At 56.1% G+C, this 14148-nt stretch carries 10 protein-coding genes; 5 read left to right on the forward strand and 5 right to left on the reverse strand.

Going from position 1 to position 14148, the window contains the following annotated elements:
* The first annotated feature begins 455 nt into the window (after positions 1 to 455).
* Together aalo17_RS09580 and aalo17_RS09585 are read left to right on the forward strand one after the other, a co-directional pair.
* A complete protein-coding gene (locus tag aalo17_RS09580) occupies positions 456 to 1091 on the forward strand; it encodes an SGNH/GDSL hydrolase family protein (protein ID WP_158507776.1) in 636 nt (211 codons plus the stop codon).
* 58 nt (positions 1092 to 1149) lie between these two features.
* Positions 1150 to 1980 carry an MORN repeat-containing protein gene (locus aalo17_RS09585; protein ID WP_067558748.1) on the forward strand — a complete coding sequence of 277 codons (831 nt, stop codon included), beginning with the start codon at positions 1150 to 1152 and terminating at the stop codon, positions 1978 to 1980.
* A gap of 99 nt (positions 1981 to 2079) precedes the next feature.
* Here the strand turns inward: aalo17_RS09585 and cysK are convergent, their stop codons facing one another.
* Positions 2080 to 2997: a cysteine synthase A gene (gene cysK / locus aalo17_RS09590; protein WP_067558751.1), complete on the reverse strand. Its 918-nt coding sequence runs from the start codon at positions 2995 to 2997 to the stop codon at positions 2080 to 2082.
* Positions 2998 to 3343: 346 nt separating this feature from the next.
* Between cysK and aalo17_RS09595 the strand changes: the two genes are divergently transcribed.
* Positions 3344 to 3958: a membrane lipoprotein lipid attachment site-containing protein gene (locus aalo17_RS09595; protein WP_067558753.1), complete on the forward strand. Its 615-nt coding sequence runs from the start codon at positions 3344 to 3346 to the stop codon at positions 3956 to 3958.
* An 81-nt stretch (positions 3959 to 4039) separates the two neighbouring features.
* On the opposite strand, the gene aalo17_RS09600 is transcribed toward aalo17_RS09595, so the two are convergent.
* Positions 4040 to 4747, reverse strand: coding sequence for a UTRA domain-containing protein (locus aalo17_RS09600; protein ID WP_067558756.1), 708 nt, complete (start codon positions 4745 to 4747; stop codon positions 4040 to 4042).
* A gap of 146 nt (positions 4748 to 4893) precedes the next feature.
* Between aalo17_RS09600 and aalo17_RS13400 the strand changes: the two genes are divergently transcribed.
* On the forward strand, positions 4894 to 7041 hold the full coding sequence (locus aalo17_RS13400) for an acyl-CoA dehydrogenase family protein (protein WP_082743352.1): 2148 nt from the start codon (positions 4894 to 4896) through the stop codon (positions 7039 to 7041).
* A gap of 590 nt (positions 7042 to 7631) precedes the next feature.
* Positions 7632 to 9245 carry an IS1182 family transposase gene (locus tag aalo17_RS09610; protein ID WP_082743353.1) on the forward strand — a complete coding sequence of 538 codons (1614 nt, stop codon included), beginning with the start codon at positions 7632 to 7634 and terminating at the stop codon, positions 9243 to 9245.
* Positions 9246 to 9464: 219 nt separating this feature from the next.
* Here aalo17_RS09610 and prfB read toward each other — a convergent pair whose 3' ends face one another.
* From prfB to aalo17_RS09625, 3 genes are all read right to left on the reverse strand, one after another.
* Entirely contained in the window at positions 9465 to 10565 is a 1101-nt protein-coding gene (gene prfB, locus aalo17_RS09615) for a peptide chain release factor 2 (protein WP_082743354.1), read from the reverse strand.
* Positions 10566 to 10740: 175 nt separating this feature from the next.
* Positions 10741 to 13137, reverse strand: coding sequence for a preprotein translocase subunit SecA (secA, locus tag aalo17_RS09620; protein WP_067558761.1), 2397 nt, complete (start codon positions 13135 to 13137; stop codon positions 10741 to 10743).
* A gap of 234 nt (positions 13138 to 13371) precedes the next feature.
* Complete coding sequence (locus tag aalo17_RS09625) at positions 13372 to 14139, reverse strand: carbohydrate deacetylase (protein WP_067558762.1); 768 nt, start codon at positions 14137 to 14139, stop codon at positions 13372 to 13374.
* Between the last annotated feature and the right edge of the window lie 9 nt (positions 14140 to 14148).

The following is a 14148-nucleotide window of genomic DNA, read 5'->3' on the forward strand; positions in this document are numbered from 1 at the left end:
CCGCTCTGCGAATGCCATCACATTCTTCTTTCTGTAACGGGAAAGCACCGTCTTGGCTACTGCGGCATGCGCCGGTTCACGTCGCCCTTGGAAGTCCATTTGCGGGACTGCCGCCGCCCGGATTCCACCAGCCCGGACTCTCTTCGTGCACATCTTCCCGTTTGATCTCTTCCGCTTAGGTTTGTTTGTATGGTACTCCCTGTGAAAAGGGATTTCAACCGGGAATCCGGATTTTTCAGGAATTTTCAGGACCATGTCTGGTTTCTTCCGCCGGACCTCTCCCGGTTCGGTTCTTTCAGCAAGACCCGGCATCTGCTGCCGCTTCAATCAGTCTCTCCAGGATCCGGTATATGCAAAGTACCGCCACCGCCGGTTTCGCAATGCCGGAGACATCACATCACACATATGTGCAGCCGGCCCCCTGCATCTCCTTTTTCCGGCGCTACAATACAGTCATGAACAAAGACACTGCAACCATCTGCACAGATACTCAGACCACTGCATCCTGCCTGCATCTGCCGCCGGACATCCGCACCATCCGCTGTGTCGGAGACTCCATCACGGAAGGATGGGGACTTCCCGATCCGCAGGAAAATGCCTGGCCTGCCCTGCTGGAACACAGATTCTGCGGCGTGCGTTTCGAAAACTACGGCAGTGCCGGCGCTGCCGTGCAGTCCTTTCTGCCCAATGCCTGGACATCCACGCTCGCCAGCCATGTCGCTCTCTCGCGTCCTGCCGGTCTCACCCTGCTGTTTCTGGGGACCAACGACTCTGAACAGCTGACACCACACTTTGCGGATGAATACCACAGCCTCCTCCATCGGCTTTTAAAAGACGGACCGGTCATCACCATCGTCCCGCCGAAAACCGGGATCCCGGCCCTCAACCGGCGCCTGGAAACCATCCGCCAGGTCATTCTGTCTGCCGACGTTCCGGTCATCGACCTCTGGAACACACCCGTGGAACTCGGCGGGGATGCCATGCACCCCACCATTCAGGGACAGCAGCAAATGGCCCGTCACATCGCCCAGTCGCTGGTACAGCTGTTGAGACACACCCCGCGGGATTGTCAGGACATGGCTATACATTGATATGTTAAGCTGACTTCATGAACTGAAAGGAAATTTGAAGAAGAAAGGAGCAAGTATCATGGAGCAGAAACAGTACGGCAAGTCCTGGTACCCCGATGGAGCACTGGAATTCGCAGGCTTCTGGTCCGACGGAATGGCCAACGGCGAGGGCTGTCTCTATTACCGGGACGGCATCACGATTCAGTACGACGGCACGTTCCGGAACAATGCATTTCACGGCTTCGGCCGGTCTTACCGCAGTGACGGCTCGCTGCATTATGAAGGGGTCTGGAATCAGGACCGGCCACATGAACGCGGCACCTATTACTTTGCGGACGGAAAAACCGTCTGGTATGAAGGCAGTCTGTCCTTCGAAAAACGGGAGGGATACGGCTGCCTCTATCGCGAAGACGGCACGCTGGAATACGCCGGTCAGTGGAAAAATGACCGCCGGCACGGACAGGGACGCCTCTATCACACAGATGGCCGGACGGTGATTTACGAAGGCCGGTTTGAACACGGGTTCCGCCATGGCTACGGCCGCAGCTACTGGATCGACGGCACCCGCATAAGCGAAGGCAACTGGTGCTGCGATGTCCTGGACGGTTTCGGGATCCTCTACGACGAACAGGGGGAAAATGTCATCTATGACGGCCAGCTGTTCAACGGCGTGCGCCGGGGATCGGGCATTTCCTTCCTCCCGGATGCCATTCCCGAATACGAAGGCGAGTGGGACTGGAACGCGAAGAACGGACAGGGCACGCTGTTTCACGAAAACGGCACGATCCGCTACGAAGGCGGCTTTTCCAACGACAGCTACCACGGCTTTGGCCGGGAATACACCGATACCGGCGAGCTGATGTATGCCGGTCTGTGGGAGCAGGGTGTCAGAATCGACGCTGCTTCCTGAACAGACCTGGCAATGACAGTCTGACAGCCAAAAAGACACAGAGCGGATCCCTGCGGACTTCTGCCTCTGTGTCTTTTTATATACAGTCTCTGGTCTCTTTCAGGCCTGTTCCTCGAACAGAGCCGTGGACAGATAGCGGTCACCGGTATCCGGAAGCACCGTCACAATGGTCTTTCCCGCAAACTCCGGACGTTCGGCGAGTTTCTTCGCCGCCACGTAGTTGGCACCGGAGGAGATCCCCGCCAGGATGCCTTTCTTCCGTGCCAGCTCCCTTCCGCCTTCAAAGGCTTCCTGGTCGCTGATCGTCAGCACCCCATCGTAAATGGAGGTATCCAGCGTTTCAGGCACAAATCCCGCGCCGATTCCCTGGATCTTGTGCGGTCCGGCCTTGCCCTCGGACAGCACCGGGGACGTGACCGGCTCTACAGCGAAGATTTTAATTTCGGGATTCTTATCTTTGAGGTATTTTCCTGTGCCCGAGAGCGTACCGCCTGTGCCGACACCGGCCACAAACACATCCACGTTTCCGTCTGTGTCCTCCCAGATTTCCGGGCCTGTGGTCCGGTAATGGATTTCCGGGTTGGCCGGGTTCGAGAACTGTGAGGGAATGAAGCTGTCGGGGATCTCTTTGTGCAGCTCGTCGGCCTTCGCGATCGCACCCTTCATGCCCTGTGCCCCCGGTGTGAGCACCACCTCGGCCCCATAGGCCTTCAGGAGTTTCCGGCGCTCGATGCTCATGGTCTCGGGCATGGTCATGATGACCTTGTAGCCTTTTGCTGCCCCTGCCATGGCCAGGCCGATGCCGGTGTTGCCCGATGTCGGTTCAATGATCGTGGCGCCTGGCTTCAGTTTCCCTGCCTTCTCTGCGGATTCAATCATGTTCATGGCGATGCGGTCCTTGATGGATCCTCCCGGGTTCATTCCTTCCACCTTCACCAGGATCTTTGCCGGGGTGTCTTCCACCTTGACCAGCGGGGTGTGTCCGATTGCATCCAGGATGCTGTTGTGTACTGCCATAGGGTCCTCCTTTTGTGGTTTCTTAATCGCCTACTATACCTAGTAGTTTTATAGGCTTACTATACCCCTGCCGATGGCTGGTGTAAAGACAGAGACAGAAGATTCCGGTCTGTCACCTGTCCAGGTGACGATCCGGATCGGCACGGGCATCTACCTGCATCATAAAACATTGGACAGACCAAATCTTTTCTCCTGAACAGACCAGCCTTCGGCCACTTGGAACAGAGTCTCATGCCAGGACCATACCTGCAGCAGCCCTGTGTTCTCCTGTGTGAGTCCGGCAGAGTGCCCGCATCCGGGTCCAGGGCCTGAATGCCGGTATAATGAGAAAAAGGAGCAATGTCTTATGAAACGAATCATTTACCTGATCCTGGGCTGCCTGCTGCTGGCCGGCTGCCAGCCTGTGGATGAAGAAGCCGCCAAAGCCCCGGTGACCGGGTTTCTGAATGCCATCCAGGAAGGCGACCTGGAGAAAGCTGCGCAGTTTGAATCTGCGGATATGGAAGGAAAGGACAGCCTGCTGGAAGATACCAGCGAGTTTGACGCCCTGCTCAAGGATGCCGGCTTCGGTGAAGCCTTTGATGCCCAGGCAGCCGAATTCCAGAAAAAGGAAACCGCCCTGGCGGTCCAGACCTACGAAATTGAGAGCGTTTCGGGCCACGGAAGCACCGCCACTGTCAGAACCGGCATCACGGGGATCGCGGTCAATGAACTCGATCCGGAGGCCATGATGAGCGACATTGAAGCCGGTCTGACAGAAGACATCCGCAAATACGGTGAAGAGCATCCGGAGGAGACCGATCAGGACAAAATCCTGGGAGACCTGGGAAAACTCGTCTTTGACCGCATGTATGAGCAGATCGCCGGGCGTCAGCCCGAGGACAAAGTACTGAACTTCAAAGTCGTGAAGGAAAAGGACAGCGACGTCTGGAAAATCCAGTCGATCGAGGAAGCTGAATAGCCGCCACTTGATAAAAACAGAAAAATCACCGGCTTTCCACAAAACCGCCTGGTCAGGCAGGTCCGGAAAACCGGTGTTTTCTTATCCTTTTTTGTTTTTCCGCAGAAAATCCGTATACCGGAACTTGTCCGGGTGATGTTTGGCCACGGTATATTCCAGCCGCCTGGCATCCTCGAGGCTCGTCCAGGAACGGACCACCACCACCAGCTGGCCGGGCTGCAGCCGCAGTCCCGAGGCTTCCCTGGCAGATGCCGGGCGCAGGGTGATTTCCTTTCGGGAGTATCCCACATCCAGTCCCAGCTCATCCTGCACATGCTGCCAGGCAGGGATGCGGGCACTGTCCATGTCCAGGTCCGTGACAATGGTGGGATCGATGTAGTCTGTTTCCAGCACCGCCGGCTCTCCGTCAATGCAGCGGGTCCGCTGCACTTTCCAGACTTTGTGCCTGGCGGTGTATCCCAGACTCCGGGCAATTTCCCCTGTCGGCTGGATGAGCCGGACAGAATGCACCTTCGTTTCGCACCCCGGTGCCTCCGGCAGATAGGGATAGGCGGCCAGGTCCAGCAGCTGCGGCTGGTTCTCCACGTGCAGCACCAGGCTGCCCTTTCCGTGTTCCTTCTGAATGTATCCATCCTGGGCCAGCATGGACAGGGCCTTTCGGACGGTGTCCTTTCCTGTGCCGTACTGCTCCATGAGCTGCGGCTCGGACGGCAGCCATGTATCTTCCTTGATGGTGCCCTCCCGGATCTTTTTCGCAAGGTCCTGGTACAGGTCCTGGTATTTCGGCATGCAATCACTCCTGTGGACAGTATACCATTTTTGTTTCCCGGCTCCCGGAAAGCCGCGCGAGACACAGTCTTTGAGACAACCCAAAGCAAAGTGTCAGCAATGCACCAATTGAAACCGCTATACTGAATAAAAAGGAGAATACAAACATGACTGACTACGAGACATTCCGGCAGAAGGTGCGGACCCTGGCGGAAGACAACATCCCGCCCATGGCCATGGACCTGGACCTGAACGACAAGTTTCCCCGGGAGTTCGTGAAGCAGATGGCCGATGCCGGTCTCATGGGACTGCCCTATGAAACGGAGTACGAAGGTGCCGGCGCAGATGTGAAATCCTACGCCATTGCCGTCGAGGAACTCTCCCGCGTGGATGGTGGCATCGGCGTCATCCTCTCTGCTCACACTTCCCTGGGCACCTACCCCATTGCCCATTTCGGAAACGAGGAACAGAAGCGGAAATACCTGCCGGATATCGCCTCCGGCCGCAAACTGGCTGCCTTCGGCCTGACAGAGGAGAATGCAGGCAGTGATGCCGGCGGCACAGAGACCACAGCCGTGAAGGACGGGGATGACTATATCCTCAACGGCAGGAAGATCTTCATCACCAATGCCCCGGAAGCCGACACCTATGTGGTGTTCGCCAGCACGGATCCCGCAAAGGGCACCCGCGGGATTTCGGCGTTTATCGTCGAAAAGGACATGCCCGGATTCACCTTCTCGAAGCCCTATGACAAGATGGGCATCCGGTCCTCCTGCACAGCGGAGCTGCAGTTTGACAACGTGCGTGTCCCGAAGGAAAACCTGCTGGGGCTCGAAGGACAGGGCTTCAAGATCGCCATGGCCACACTGGATGGCGGGCGCATCGGCATTGCCGCCCAGGCACTGGGCATCGCCCAGGGTGCGTATGAGGATGCCCTGGCCTATGCGAAGGAACGCGTGCAGTTCGGCGCTCCCATTGGCATGAACCAGGGGATTTCCTTCAAGCTTGCGGATATGGCCACAAAGCTCGAGGCTGCCAGACTGCTGGTCTATCAGGCGGCGGAGCTCAAGCAGGCGAGCAAGCCGTATTCCAAGGAAGCGGCCATGGCGAAGATGTATGCCTCGGACATCGCCCTGGAGGTCTGCAACGACGCACTGCAGATTTTCGGCGGCAGCGGTTATCTCAAGGGAATGGGCGTGGAACGACGGTACCGGGACGCGAAGATCACCACGATTTACGAGGGAACCAACGAGATTCAGCGGGTGGTCATTGCAAGTCACATCCTGGGCAAGATGAAAAAATCCGGAAAGGAAACCGAAAAGAAGGCGCAGATGATCGACGAGCTGTCACTGGAGGCATCGGTGAAGAAACTGGTATCTATCCTGCGGCAGAAAGGACTCGGCGAACCGGAGGCGGTGGATGCCCCCATTGCGTCCGCGAAGAAGATCCTGGCAATCGGCCAGGGTGCCGGCAATGTCCGGAATGCGAAAGCTGCCGAAGAAGTTGCGAAAGCCATGGGCTTTGTCTTTGCGGGTTCACGCCCGGCGGCAGAGGTGCATCACTTCATGGGCATGGACCGGTATATCGGCCTGTCGGGGCAGAAAACCCATGGAGACCTGTACATCGCAGCGGGTATCTCCGGTGCGGTGCAGCACCTGAAGGGCATTGAAGATGTGACAACGGTGGTGGCGATCAACACGGATCCCAATGCGCCGATTTTCAAACGGGCAGACTACGGCATTGTCGGGGATATGAACGTCATCCTGCCCATGCTGGCAAAGGAGCTCTCCGGACAGGAACCCGGGACACCGGGGCAGCTGATGGTCTGCAGTCTGTGCGGCTATGTCTATGACCCGCAGGTGGGTGATCCGGAGAACGGTGTCAGCGCAGGCACGGACTTTGCGGCCCTGCCGGCGGACTGGGTATGTCCGGTATGCGGCGCAACGAAGGATCTGTTCGAACCGGCCGAGGAACCGGAGGCAGAGCTTGTCGAGACCGAAGAAGTGACAGCTTCTGCGACGGGTCCTGTCTGGACGTGCAGTCTGTGTGGTTATGTCTATGATGGAGAGGTTCCGTTCGAAGATCTGCCCGGGGACTGGACCTGTCCGATGTGCGGGGCAACGAAGGACCTGTTCACATGTGAAGGCGCGGCGATGGAAGAAGCAGCTGTGGAAGAAAAGGAAGAGGGCGCCCCTGTCTGGACGTGCAGCCTGTGCGGCTATGTCTACGACGGAGAGATCCCCTTCGAAGAGCTCCCGGCAGACTGGGTTTGCCCTGTATGCGGTGCGGGAAAGGACCTGTTTGAAAAGAGCTGATGAAACTGAGCTGATGCCGATGGTGTGAGCCAAATGACAGGAAAGCGGGAAGGACCAGCGTGTCGCTTCCCGCTTTTTCTGTCTGCAGGCTCCGGGCAGAGACCGCCGGAGGCAGGTGACAGACTGCCGATGCAAAAAGACCGGGTCACCCTTCCTCTTTCATGCTGCAGGAAATGGACAACCCAGTCTGGTCTGTATTGTTGTGGCTGGTTCTCTAGAGCGGGAGGCCGGCTGCATACAGCAGCGCGGCACCGGAGAGAACCCACATGTATTTGTTCAGTTTTCGTCTGATCATGGTGTTTCTCCTGGAGAGATCCGGAATGATCCCGGTCTCTCTGTCTGTAGTTAGTGTATACTAACTTCTGTATGACCGTCAATCTCCGCGCCCTCCCGGTGGCATATCACATGTATCTGACACCGGCCTCCGTCTGGTGGGCTGCTTCTTCTGGCTGAAGCCGGCCTGTCCGCAGCAGCGTTCCTCTGTATACCGGAAACAAATCGAAAGGGGCTGTAACACCTTTATAGTTCCTTAAATCTAAAAAAGGCCGAATCCCCACAAATGGGATCGGCCTTTTCTGTATAATTTATTTATGCAACTAAACAAAATTACACGGGCACAGTCTATCACAATCCAGCCCCAGCTTCCATGTGATTTTTCCATCAATTTTTCTTATCAGGAAGAGGTACCGGCTTCCGATCCTTCTCGGATCATCCGTGACTTCGTCGAGTCCTTCCTGGATCTTTCCCGATTTCCTTCTCTAACTTCCTGGAATTCCACCCAGTTTCCGGCTTATCAGCTACTGGAGACCTCTCTTCTTGCGATGACTGTTTTTGGCTTCTCATCCCTCAGAGAACTGGAGGATCTCAGCCGCTATGATATGCGGTTCCGGTTTCTCCTCAACGGGGTTTATCCTTCCCACCAGACTTATCATCGCTTCTTCAATTCAGCTCTCAAGCCCTGTATGGAGCAGATCTTCATTGAACTGAACCATTATATTGAACTGCACGACTCCGTGGATACAGATACCCTCTTCCTGGATGGCACCAAACTGGAAGCCAACGCCAATAAGATGACATTTGTATGGATGAAGTCTACCCGCAAGTACCAGACTTCCGCCAGGAAAAAGATGATGGAGCTCCTGAAACAGTTCAAGAAATGGCTGACTGCCCATGGATATGGTGAACGGAGTGCAGCCATAAGCATCCTTCAGGAACTTGATATGGATCATCTCATGACCCTGGACCAGGTTTTTATCGATACTGCAGAAGATGAGAAGATCGTCTACGTGGCAGGAAGAGGCCATAGAAAGTCAGAACTTCAGAGGATGCATGACCAGTTCAGGGAGCTGAGTGTGAAGCTGCAGAAATATGAAGCCTATACAGAAACAGCTGGCGGTCGCAACAGTTTCTCCAAGACCGATACGGATGCGACCTTCATGCACATGAAATACGACTACTACAATCACACTGGTGTATTCAAGCCGGGATACAACGTACAGGCAGGAGTAAGTGATGGCTATATCCGCATCCTGCAGGTCACATCCAGTCCAAGTGATTCCAAAGACTTCATCCCGACAGTGGAGAGGTACAGACAGAAGTATGGAGTCTATCCACAGCGGGTCCCGGCGGATGCGGGATATGGCAGTTATGATAACTACTGTTACTGTGAGGAGCACGGGATCGAACTGATGATGAAATACAACCTTCAGGAAAAGGAAAGTCACATCAGGAAAGCAGACCGCTTTAAGTCCTATGCATTTGGAAAGCAGGAAGATGGAACTCCTGTATGTCCTGCAGGCCATCCAATGAAACTGGAGAAAGTGACACAGTCAAATAAGGGCCTGTATCCCCGTACAAACCACCTGTATCGTAGTGAGCATTGCCAGGGCTGTCCGCTGTGCAGGGAGTGCACCAGATCCAGGAAAGGACGGACTATGAATATCTGCCATGACCTGGAGAGGCAGAAGGGAATCGTCAGGGAAAACATGGCTACAGAAAGAGGACAGGAGCTGATGATCCAGAGAAGCATCCAGAGCGAAGGGACCTTTGGTCAGCTTAAAGAAGACTATTCGTACACGAGATTACGAAGACGGGGTAAAGACGGGGTAGAATTCGAGCTTTGGATGGTGGCAGCAGGACATAATATCCGTCACTACTGCAACAGGAAGTCACAGATGAAGGAAAGATCCAGCCATCTGAACTAGAAACGAACTGTTTTAAGCAATACAATTGGCTGTCAAAAGGTCAGTCTGAGCTTTCGTGTGCAAAAGTTTTCCCCCATCGTCAGTGAAAGAAGGTGAACGAAGGTCTGGCAGCGGAAAGACAGTCTTATTTCATTTAATGAGCATAAAGAAAAGGGCTGTAGCCCCCTACTCGATTAAATCGGGTAGTTTGTTACAGCCCCCTTGCGTTTGGTTCTGGCTCTACGCCACCTGGGATTTCAGGTAGGCGAAGATGAAGTCATCCAGGTCGCCGTCCAGCACACTCTGTGCCTGGCTGGTTTCCTGTCCGGTTCGCACGTCCTTCACCATGGTGTAGGGATGCAGTACATAGCTTCGGATCTGGCTGCCCCATTCGTTGGCGGACTGTTCTCCCTTGAGTTCCCGGATTTTCTTTTCCTGCTCCTCGATCTCCAGCTGATACAGCCGGGACTTCAGGATCTGCAAAGCCTTTTCCCGGTTCTGGATCTGGCTTCGTTCCGACTGGCAGGTGGCCACGATGCCTGTGGGCTTGTGCACCATGCGGATGGCGCTGTCGGTCTTGTTGATGTGCTGACCGCCGGCTCCACTGGCCCGTTTGGTTTCCACGATCAGGTCCTCGGGCTTGATCTCGATTTCGATTTCGTCATTGAACTGCGGCATGACGTCCAGGCTGGCAAAGGATGTGTGACGCCGGGCCCCTGCGTCAAAGGGCGAGATCCGCACCAGGCGGTGCACGCCTTTTTCTCCCTTGAGATACCCGTAGGCTTTGTCGCCTTCCACCAGCATGGTCACGCTCTTGATGCCGGCTTCTTCCCCCGGCTGGTAGTCCAGGACCGTGACTTTGTAGCCCTTGCGTTCGGCATAGCGGGTATACATCCGGTACAGCATCCCCGCCCAGTCGCAGGACTCCGTCCCGCCGGCACCCGGATGCAGTTCCAGGATGGCGTTGGAGCTGTCATATTCATGGGAAAGCAGGACCTTGATCTCGAATTCCTCCATACCCTTCGAAGCCCCGGCATATTCTTCCTCTGCCATTTCCATGAGCTCTTCATCGAAGTCATCCTTGAGCACCGCAGCCGTTTCGGCCAGGCCGTCATACTGTTCCTTAAGCGACTCATAGGAGTCCACGATGTCCTTCAGCCCGTTGCGCTTGCGGATCACACCCTGGGCCTTTTTCTGGTCACTCCAGAAATCCGGCTCCATGGTCGCATCATCCAGGCATCGGATCTCCTCTTCCTTGGCCGGCAGATCCAGCGACTCTCCAAGGGCTGTCAGTTTTTCCTGATCTGCGGCGAGATTCTGTCTCAGTTCATACAGTTCCATATCACGTATCACCTTCCCGGTCTCCGGACCGTTTTTCTGCTTCTTCCTGCCTGACAGGCGGCAGCTGCCTTTTTGTCAGTATAACAGGACAAAGGGACCCTTCGCGAGGGTCCCGGGTCTGACACAGCGGTCTGTGTCTGTGTCCGCCCAGCCGGCAGGCACCGGCCGGACCATTTTATGCCTGCTGCGGTTCCCGCCGGATGCGCACCTTCATGAGGAAGAACGCGATTTCCCGGTCGATCCGGGTGTTCATGTCCTCGAACATGTCGAATCCTTCCTGCACATACTGCTGCAGGGGGTTGTTCTGCGCATAGGAACGCAGATAGATGCCCGAACGCAGCTTGTCCATGCGGTCGATGTGCTCGATCCAGTTGCGGTCGATGTTGCGCAGGACCACCGTCTTCTCGAAGGGCAGAAACTGGCTGCGGACATCTTTGATCTCGTTTTCGTAGCCGTTCCATACCTTGTCGTAGAGGTAGTCACGGACTTCGTCGAAGGACTTGCCTTCCAGTTCCTCCGCATGGATGGCCTTGTCATCCTGCAGGCCCATCATTTCCAGGGACTTCGCCAGGCCCGCTGCATCCACGGACTGTTTCTTTTCGTTGGACAGGTTCGCCTGCATGGCCTGGTCAATGGCCTTCTCCAGGATCACCTTCACCAGATCATGGACTTCTTCGCTCTCCAGGATCTTGTTGCGCTGCGCATAGATGATCTCACGCTGGCGCCGCAGCACGTCATCGTAGTCCAGGAGCGTTTTCCGGGTGTCGAAGTTGAAGCCTTCCACACGCTTCTGCGCCATGGTGATGGACTTCGTCACGGCCTTGGATTCGATCTGCTCGTCGCCCATTTTATTGAAAAGCGCCTGCAGCTTGTCACCGCCGAAGCGCACGATCAGCGAATCCTCCAGGGAGACATAGAACCGGGAGAATCCGGGATCGCCCTGACGGCCCGACCGCCCGCGGAGCTGGTTGTCGATACGCCGGGATTCATGCCGCTCGGAGCCCAGGACTGCCAGACCGCCGAGTTTCCGGCTCTGTTCTGTCAGTTTGATGTCGGTACCACGGCCGGCCATGTTCGTGGCAATGGTCACACTGCCCGGGCGGCCCGCCTTTGCAACGATCTCCGCTTCACGGGCGTGGTTCTTGGCATTCAGCACCTCGTGAGGGATCTTTTCCGCATCCAGCATATTGGAAATCAGCTCACTGGTTTCCACCGCAATGGTGCCCACCAGCACAGGCTGTCCCTTCTCGTGGAGTTCCTTGACTTTGTTCACCAGGGCCCGGTACTTGGATTCTTTCCGGGAATAGATTTCATCCGGCAGGTCCTGACGGGCAATGGGACGGTTTGTGGGAATCACGATGACCTTCATGTTGTAGGTGGACAGGAATTCCTCTTCCTCGGTCTTCGCCGTACCGGTCATGCCCGCCAGCTTCTCATAAAGACGGAAGAAGTTCTGGTAGGTGATCGTTGCCAGCGTGGACGTCTCTTCCTTGATGGGCACGCCTTCCTTGGCTTCGATGGCCTGGTGCAGTCCGTCAGAATAGGCACGGCCCGGCATCATGCGGCCGGTGAACTGGTCGACGATCACGATTTCCTGCTCGTCATTCACCACGTATTCCACTTCGCGCATCATGATGTAGTTGGCACGCAGGGCCTGGTTGATGTGGTGCACCAGCTGGGTGTGGTCCAGGTCATACAGGTTGTCCAGCCCGAAGTATTTCTCGGCCTTGGCCACACCATCGTCCGTCAGCATGACCTGGCGGGTCTTTTCATCGATGTCATAGTCGCCGGAGAGCAGCTTGTTTTCCTTTGTGGATTTGTCGAATTCATACTCCGGCTTTGTCAGCGTCTTCACGAAGCGGTCCGCCGCAATATAAAGGTTGGCGGTCTGCTTCTTGCCACCGGAAATGATCAGCGGAGTCCGGGATTCATCGATCAGGACCGAGTCGACTTCGTCCACGAAGGCCACGTGCAGTCCCCGCATGACACGGTCCTTCACGTCTGTGACCATGTTGTCGCGCAGGTAGTCGAATCCCAGCTCGGAGTTGGTCGTGTAGGTGATGTCGCATGCATAGGCCTCGCGCTTTTCCCGCGGAGACAGCTCCCGTTTGTTCACGCCGACGCTCAGGCCCAGGAAGCGGTAAATCTCGCCCATCCAGGCGGCATCACGGCCGGCCAGGTATTCGTTGACGGTGATCACGTGCACACCCTGCCCGGAGAGTGCATTCAGGTAGACTGCCATGGTGGCTGTCAGGGTCTTTCCTTCACCGGTCTTCATCTCCGCAATGTCGCCCCTGTGCATGGCCACGGATCCCATGATCTGCACCTTGTAGGGTTTCTCGTTGATGACGCGGAATGCGGCTTCCCGGGCAGTCGCAAATGCCTCGGGCAGCAGGTCGTCCACGGTTTCGCCTTTTTCCAGACGTTCGCGGTATTCACGTGTTTTATCTTTCAGCTCTTCGTCGCTCAGCGCCTGCATTTTGGGCTCCAGCGCCAGGACCTGGTCGGCTGTTTTCTCCAGTTTTTTCAGTTCCCTTTTCTCTTCGGAAAAGAGTCCGCCAAATACTGCCATATATACTCCTTCCATCTTCCGATAGTTTTGATTATATCATGTCGGCAGGGCGGAGAGTATCCTGTCAGGCGGGTTTATTGTACTAAATAATACAATACAACCGTCCATCCTGCCTGGCAGGGAAACCCTGACAGGTCAGGCCGGAGGTTGTGAGGGGTGGTGGACTGCTGAAATGACGAGCCGGAAATGCCAGACAGAGAAGGCCATCAGACAGGCCTTCTTTGTTTCAGGCAGTCAGTTTGGTTCCGGCGTTCTTTCCGGTACACCCCGCCAGGAAGACAGTTCCACATCCGGTCTGTCGAGAAACGCACCGAAAGTCTCTGATAACAGGTTGGCGGCATCGGCCTCCCTGCCTTTGCACAGGCTGGAGAGAGCTGCAAGGTCCGCATCGGCTCTGCCCGGATGCAGGGCCAGTTCCACCCACCCGGCGTCCCCGGCCTGTCCGGCCAGTTTCTGTACAAAGTCCTCCGGAGATTGCAGGCAGTCATCCGACGAGCCCGCCAGGCAGAGTCTGGGCAGCACAAAGGGGACGGGTCCGTTTTCTTCCGGCGCCATGAACATCCGCAGCGGGATGTGGTATTTTCCGGAGAGCCGTTCCATGATGGCTGCTGCCCCGGGGATCCGCTCGATGCCATGATGGGAATCCAGGTGTTCCGGCTTCTTCCCGGTGAGTTCCACGAACCGGTCAAACTGCGCCTGGATCTCGGTTTCCATCTCCTGCAGATCAATCGCCTGACCGCCAGCCCAGATGGATTTGTCAAAGGTCCCGTCTTCCTTCATCAGCGAAGCCGGTCGTGTCAGCGGCCTGCCTGCGGTCAGGCAGACATGCAGGCCCACACTCAGCCCCGGGTTTTGCTTCCACAGTCCGGCTGCTTCTTCAGCAGCGGGCATGTTCGTCATCAGCGAGCAGGAAGTCAGCCTTCCCTTGCGGTAACAGTCGATGATGGTTTCATTGCAGGCGGGGGTGATTCCGAAGTCATCCCCGTTTATGATCAGCTTCATTCCGCGCGC

It is taken from the genome of Faecalibaculum rodentium, from assembly GCF_001564455.1.
Classification (GTDB): domain Bacteria; phylum Bacillota_I; class Bacilli_A; order Erysipelotrichales; family Erysipelotrichaceae; genus Faecalibaculum; species Faecalibaculum rodentium.

What these genes read in the sequence shown, in the direction of transcription:
- aalo17_RS09610 (WP_082743353.1), top strand. Translation starts at nt 7,632, where the DNA reads ATGCAACTAAACAAAATTACACGGGCACAGTCTATCACAATCCAGCCC.
- aalo17_RS09625 (WP_067558762.1), bottom strand. Translation starts at nt 14,139, where the DNA reads ATGAAGCTGATCATAAACGGGGATGACTTCGGAATCACCCCCGCCTGC.
- aalo17_RS09580 (WP_158507776.1), top strand. Translation starts at nt 456, where the DNA reads ATGAACAAAGACACTGCAACCATCTGCACAGATACTCAGACCACTGCA.
- prfB (WP_082743354.1), bottom strand. Translation starts at nt 10,565, where the DNA reads ATGGAACTGTATGAACTGAGACAGAATCTCGCCGCAGATCAGGAAAAA.
- aalo17_RS09585 (WP_067558748.1), top strand. Translation starts at nt 1,150, where the DNA reads ATGGAGCAGAAACAGTACGGCAAGTCCTGGTACCCCGATGGAGCACTG.
- aalo17_RS13400 (WP_082743352.1), top strand. Translation starts at nt 4,894, where the DNA reads ATGACTGACTACGAGACATTCCGGCAGAAGGTGCGGACCCTGGCGGAA.
- cysK (WP_067558751.1), bottom strand. Translation starts at nt 2,997, where the DNA reads ATGGCAGTACACAACAGCATCCTGGATGCAATCGGACACACCCCGCTG.
- secA (WP_067558761.1), bottom strand. Translation starts at nt 13,137, where the DNA reads ATGGCAGTATTTGGCGGACTCTTTTCCGAAGAGAAAAGGGAACTGAAA.
- aalo17_RS09600 (WP_067558756.1), bottom strand. Translation starts at nt 4,747, where the DNA reads ATGCCGAAATACCAGGACCTGTACCAGGACCTTGCGAAAAAGATCCGG.
- aalo17_RS09595 (WP_067558753.1), top strand. Translation starts at nt 3,344, where the DNA reads ATGAAACGAATCATTTACCTGATCCTGGGCTGCCTGCTGCTGGCCGGC.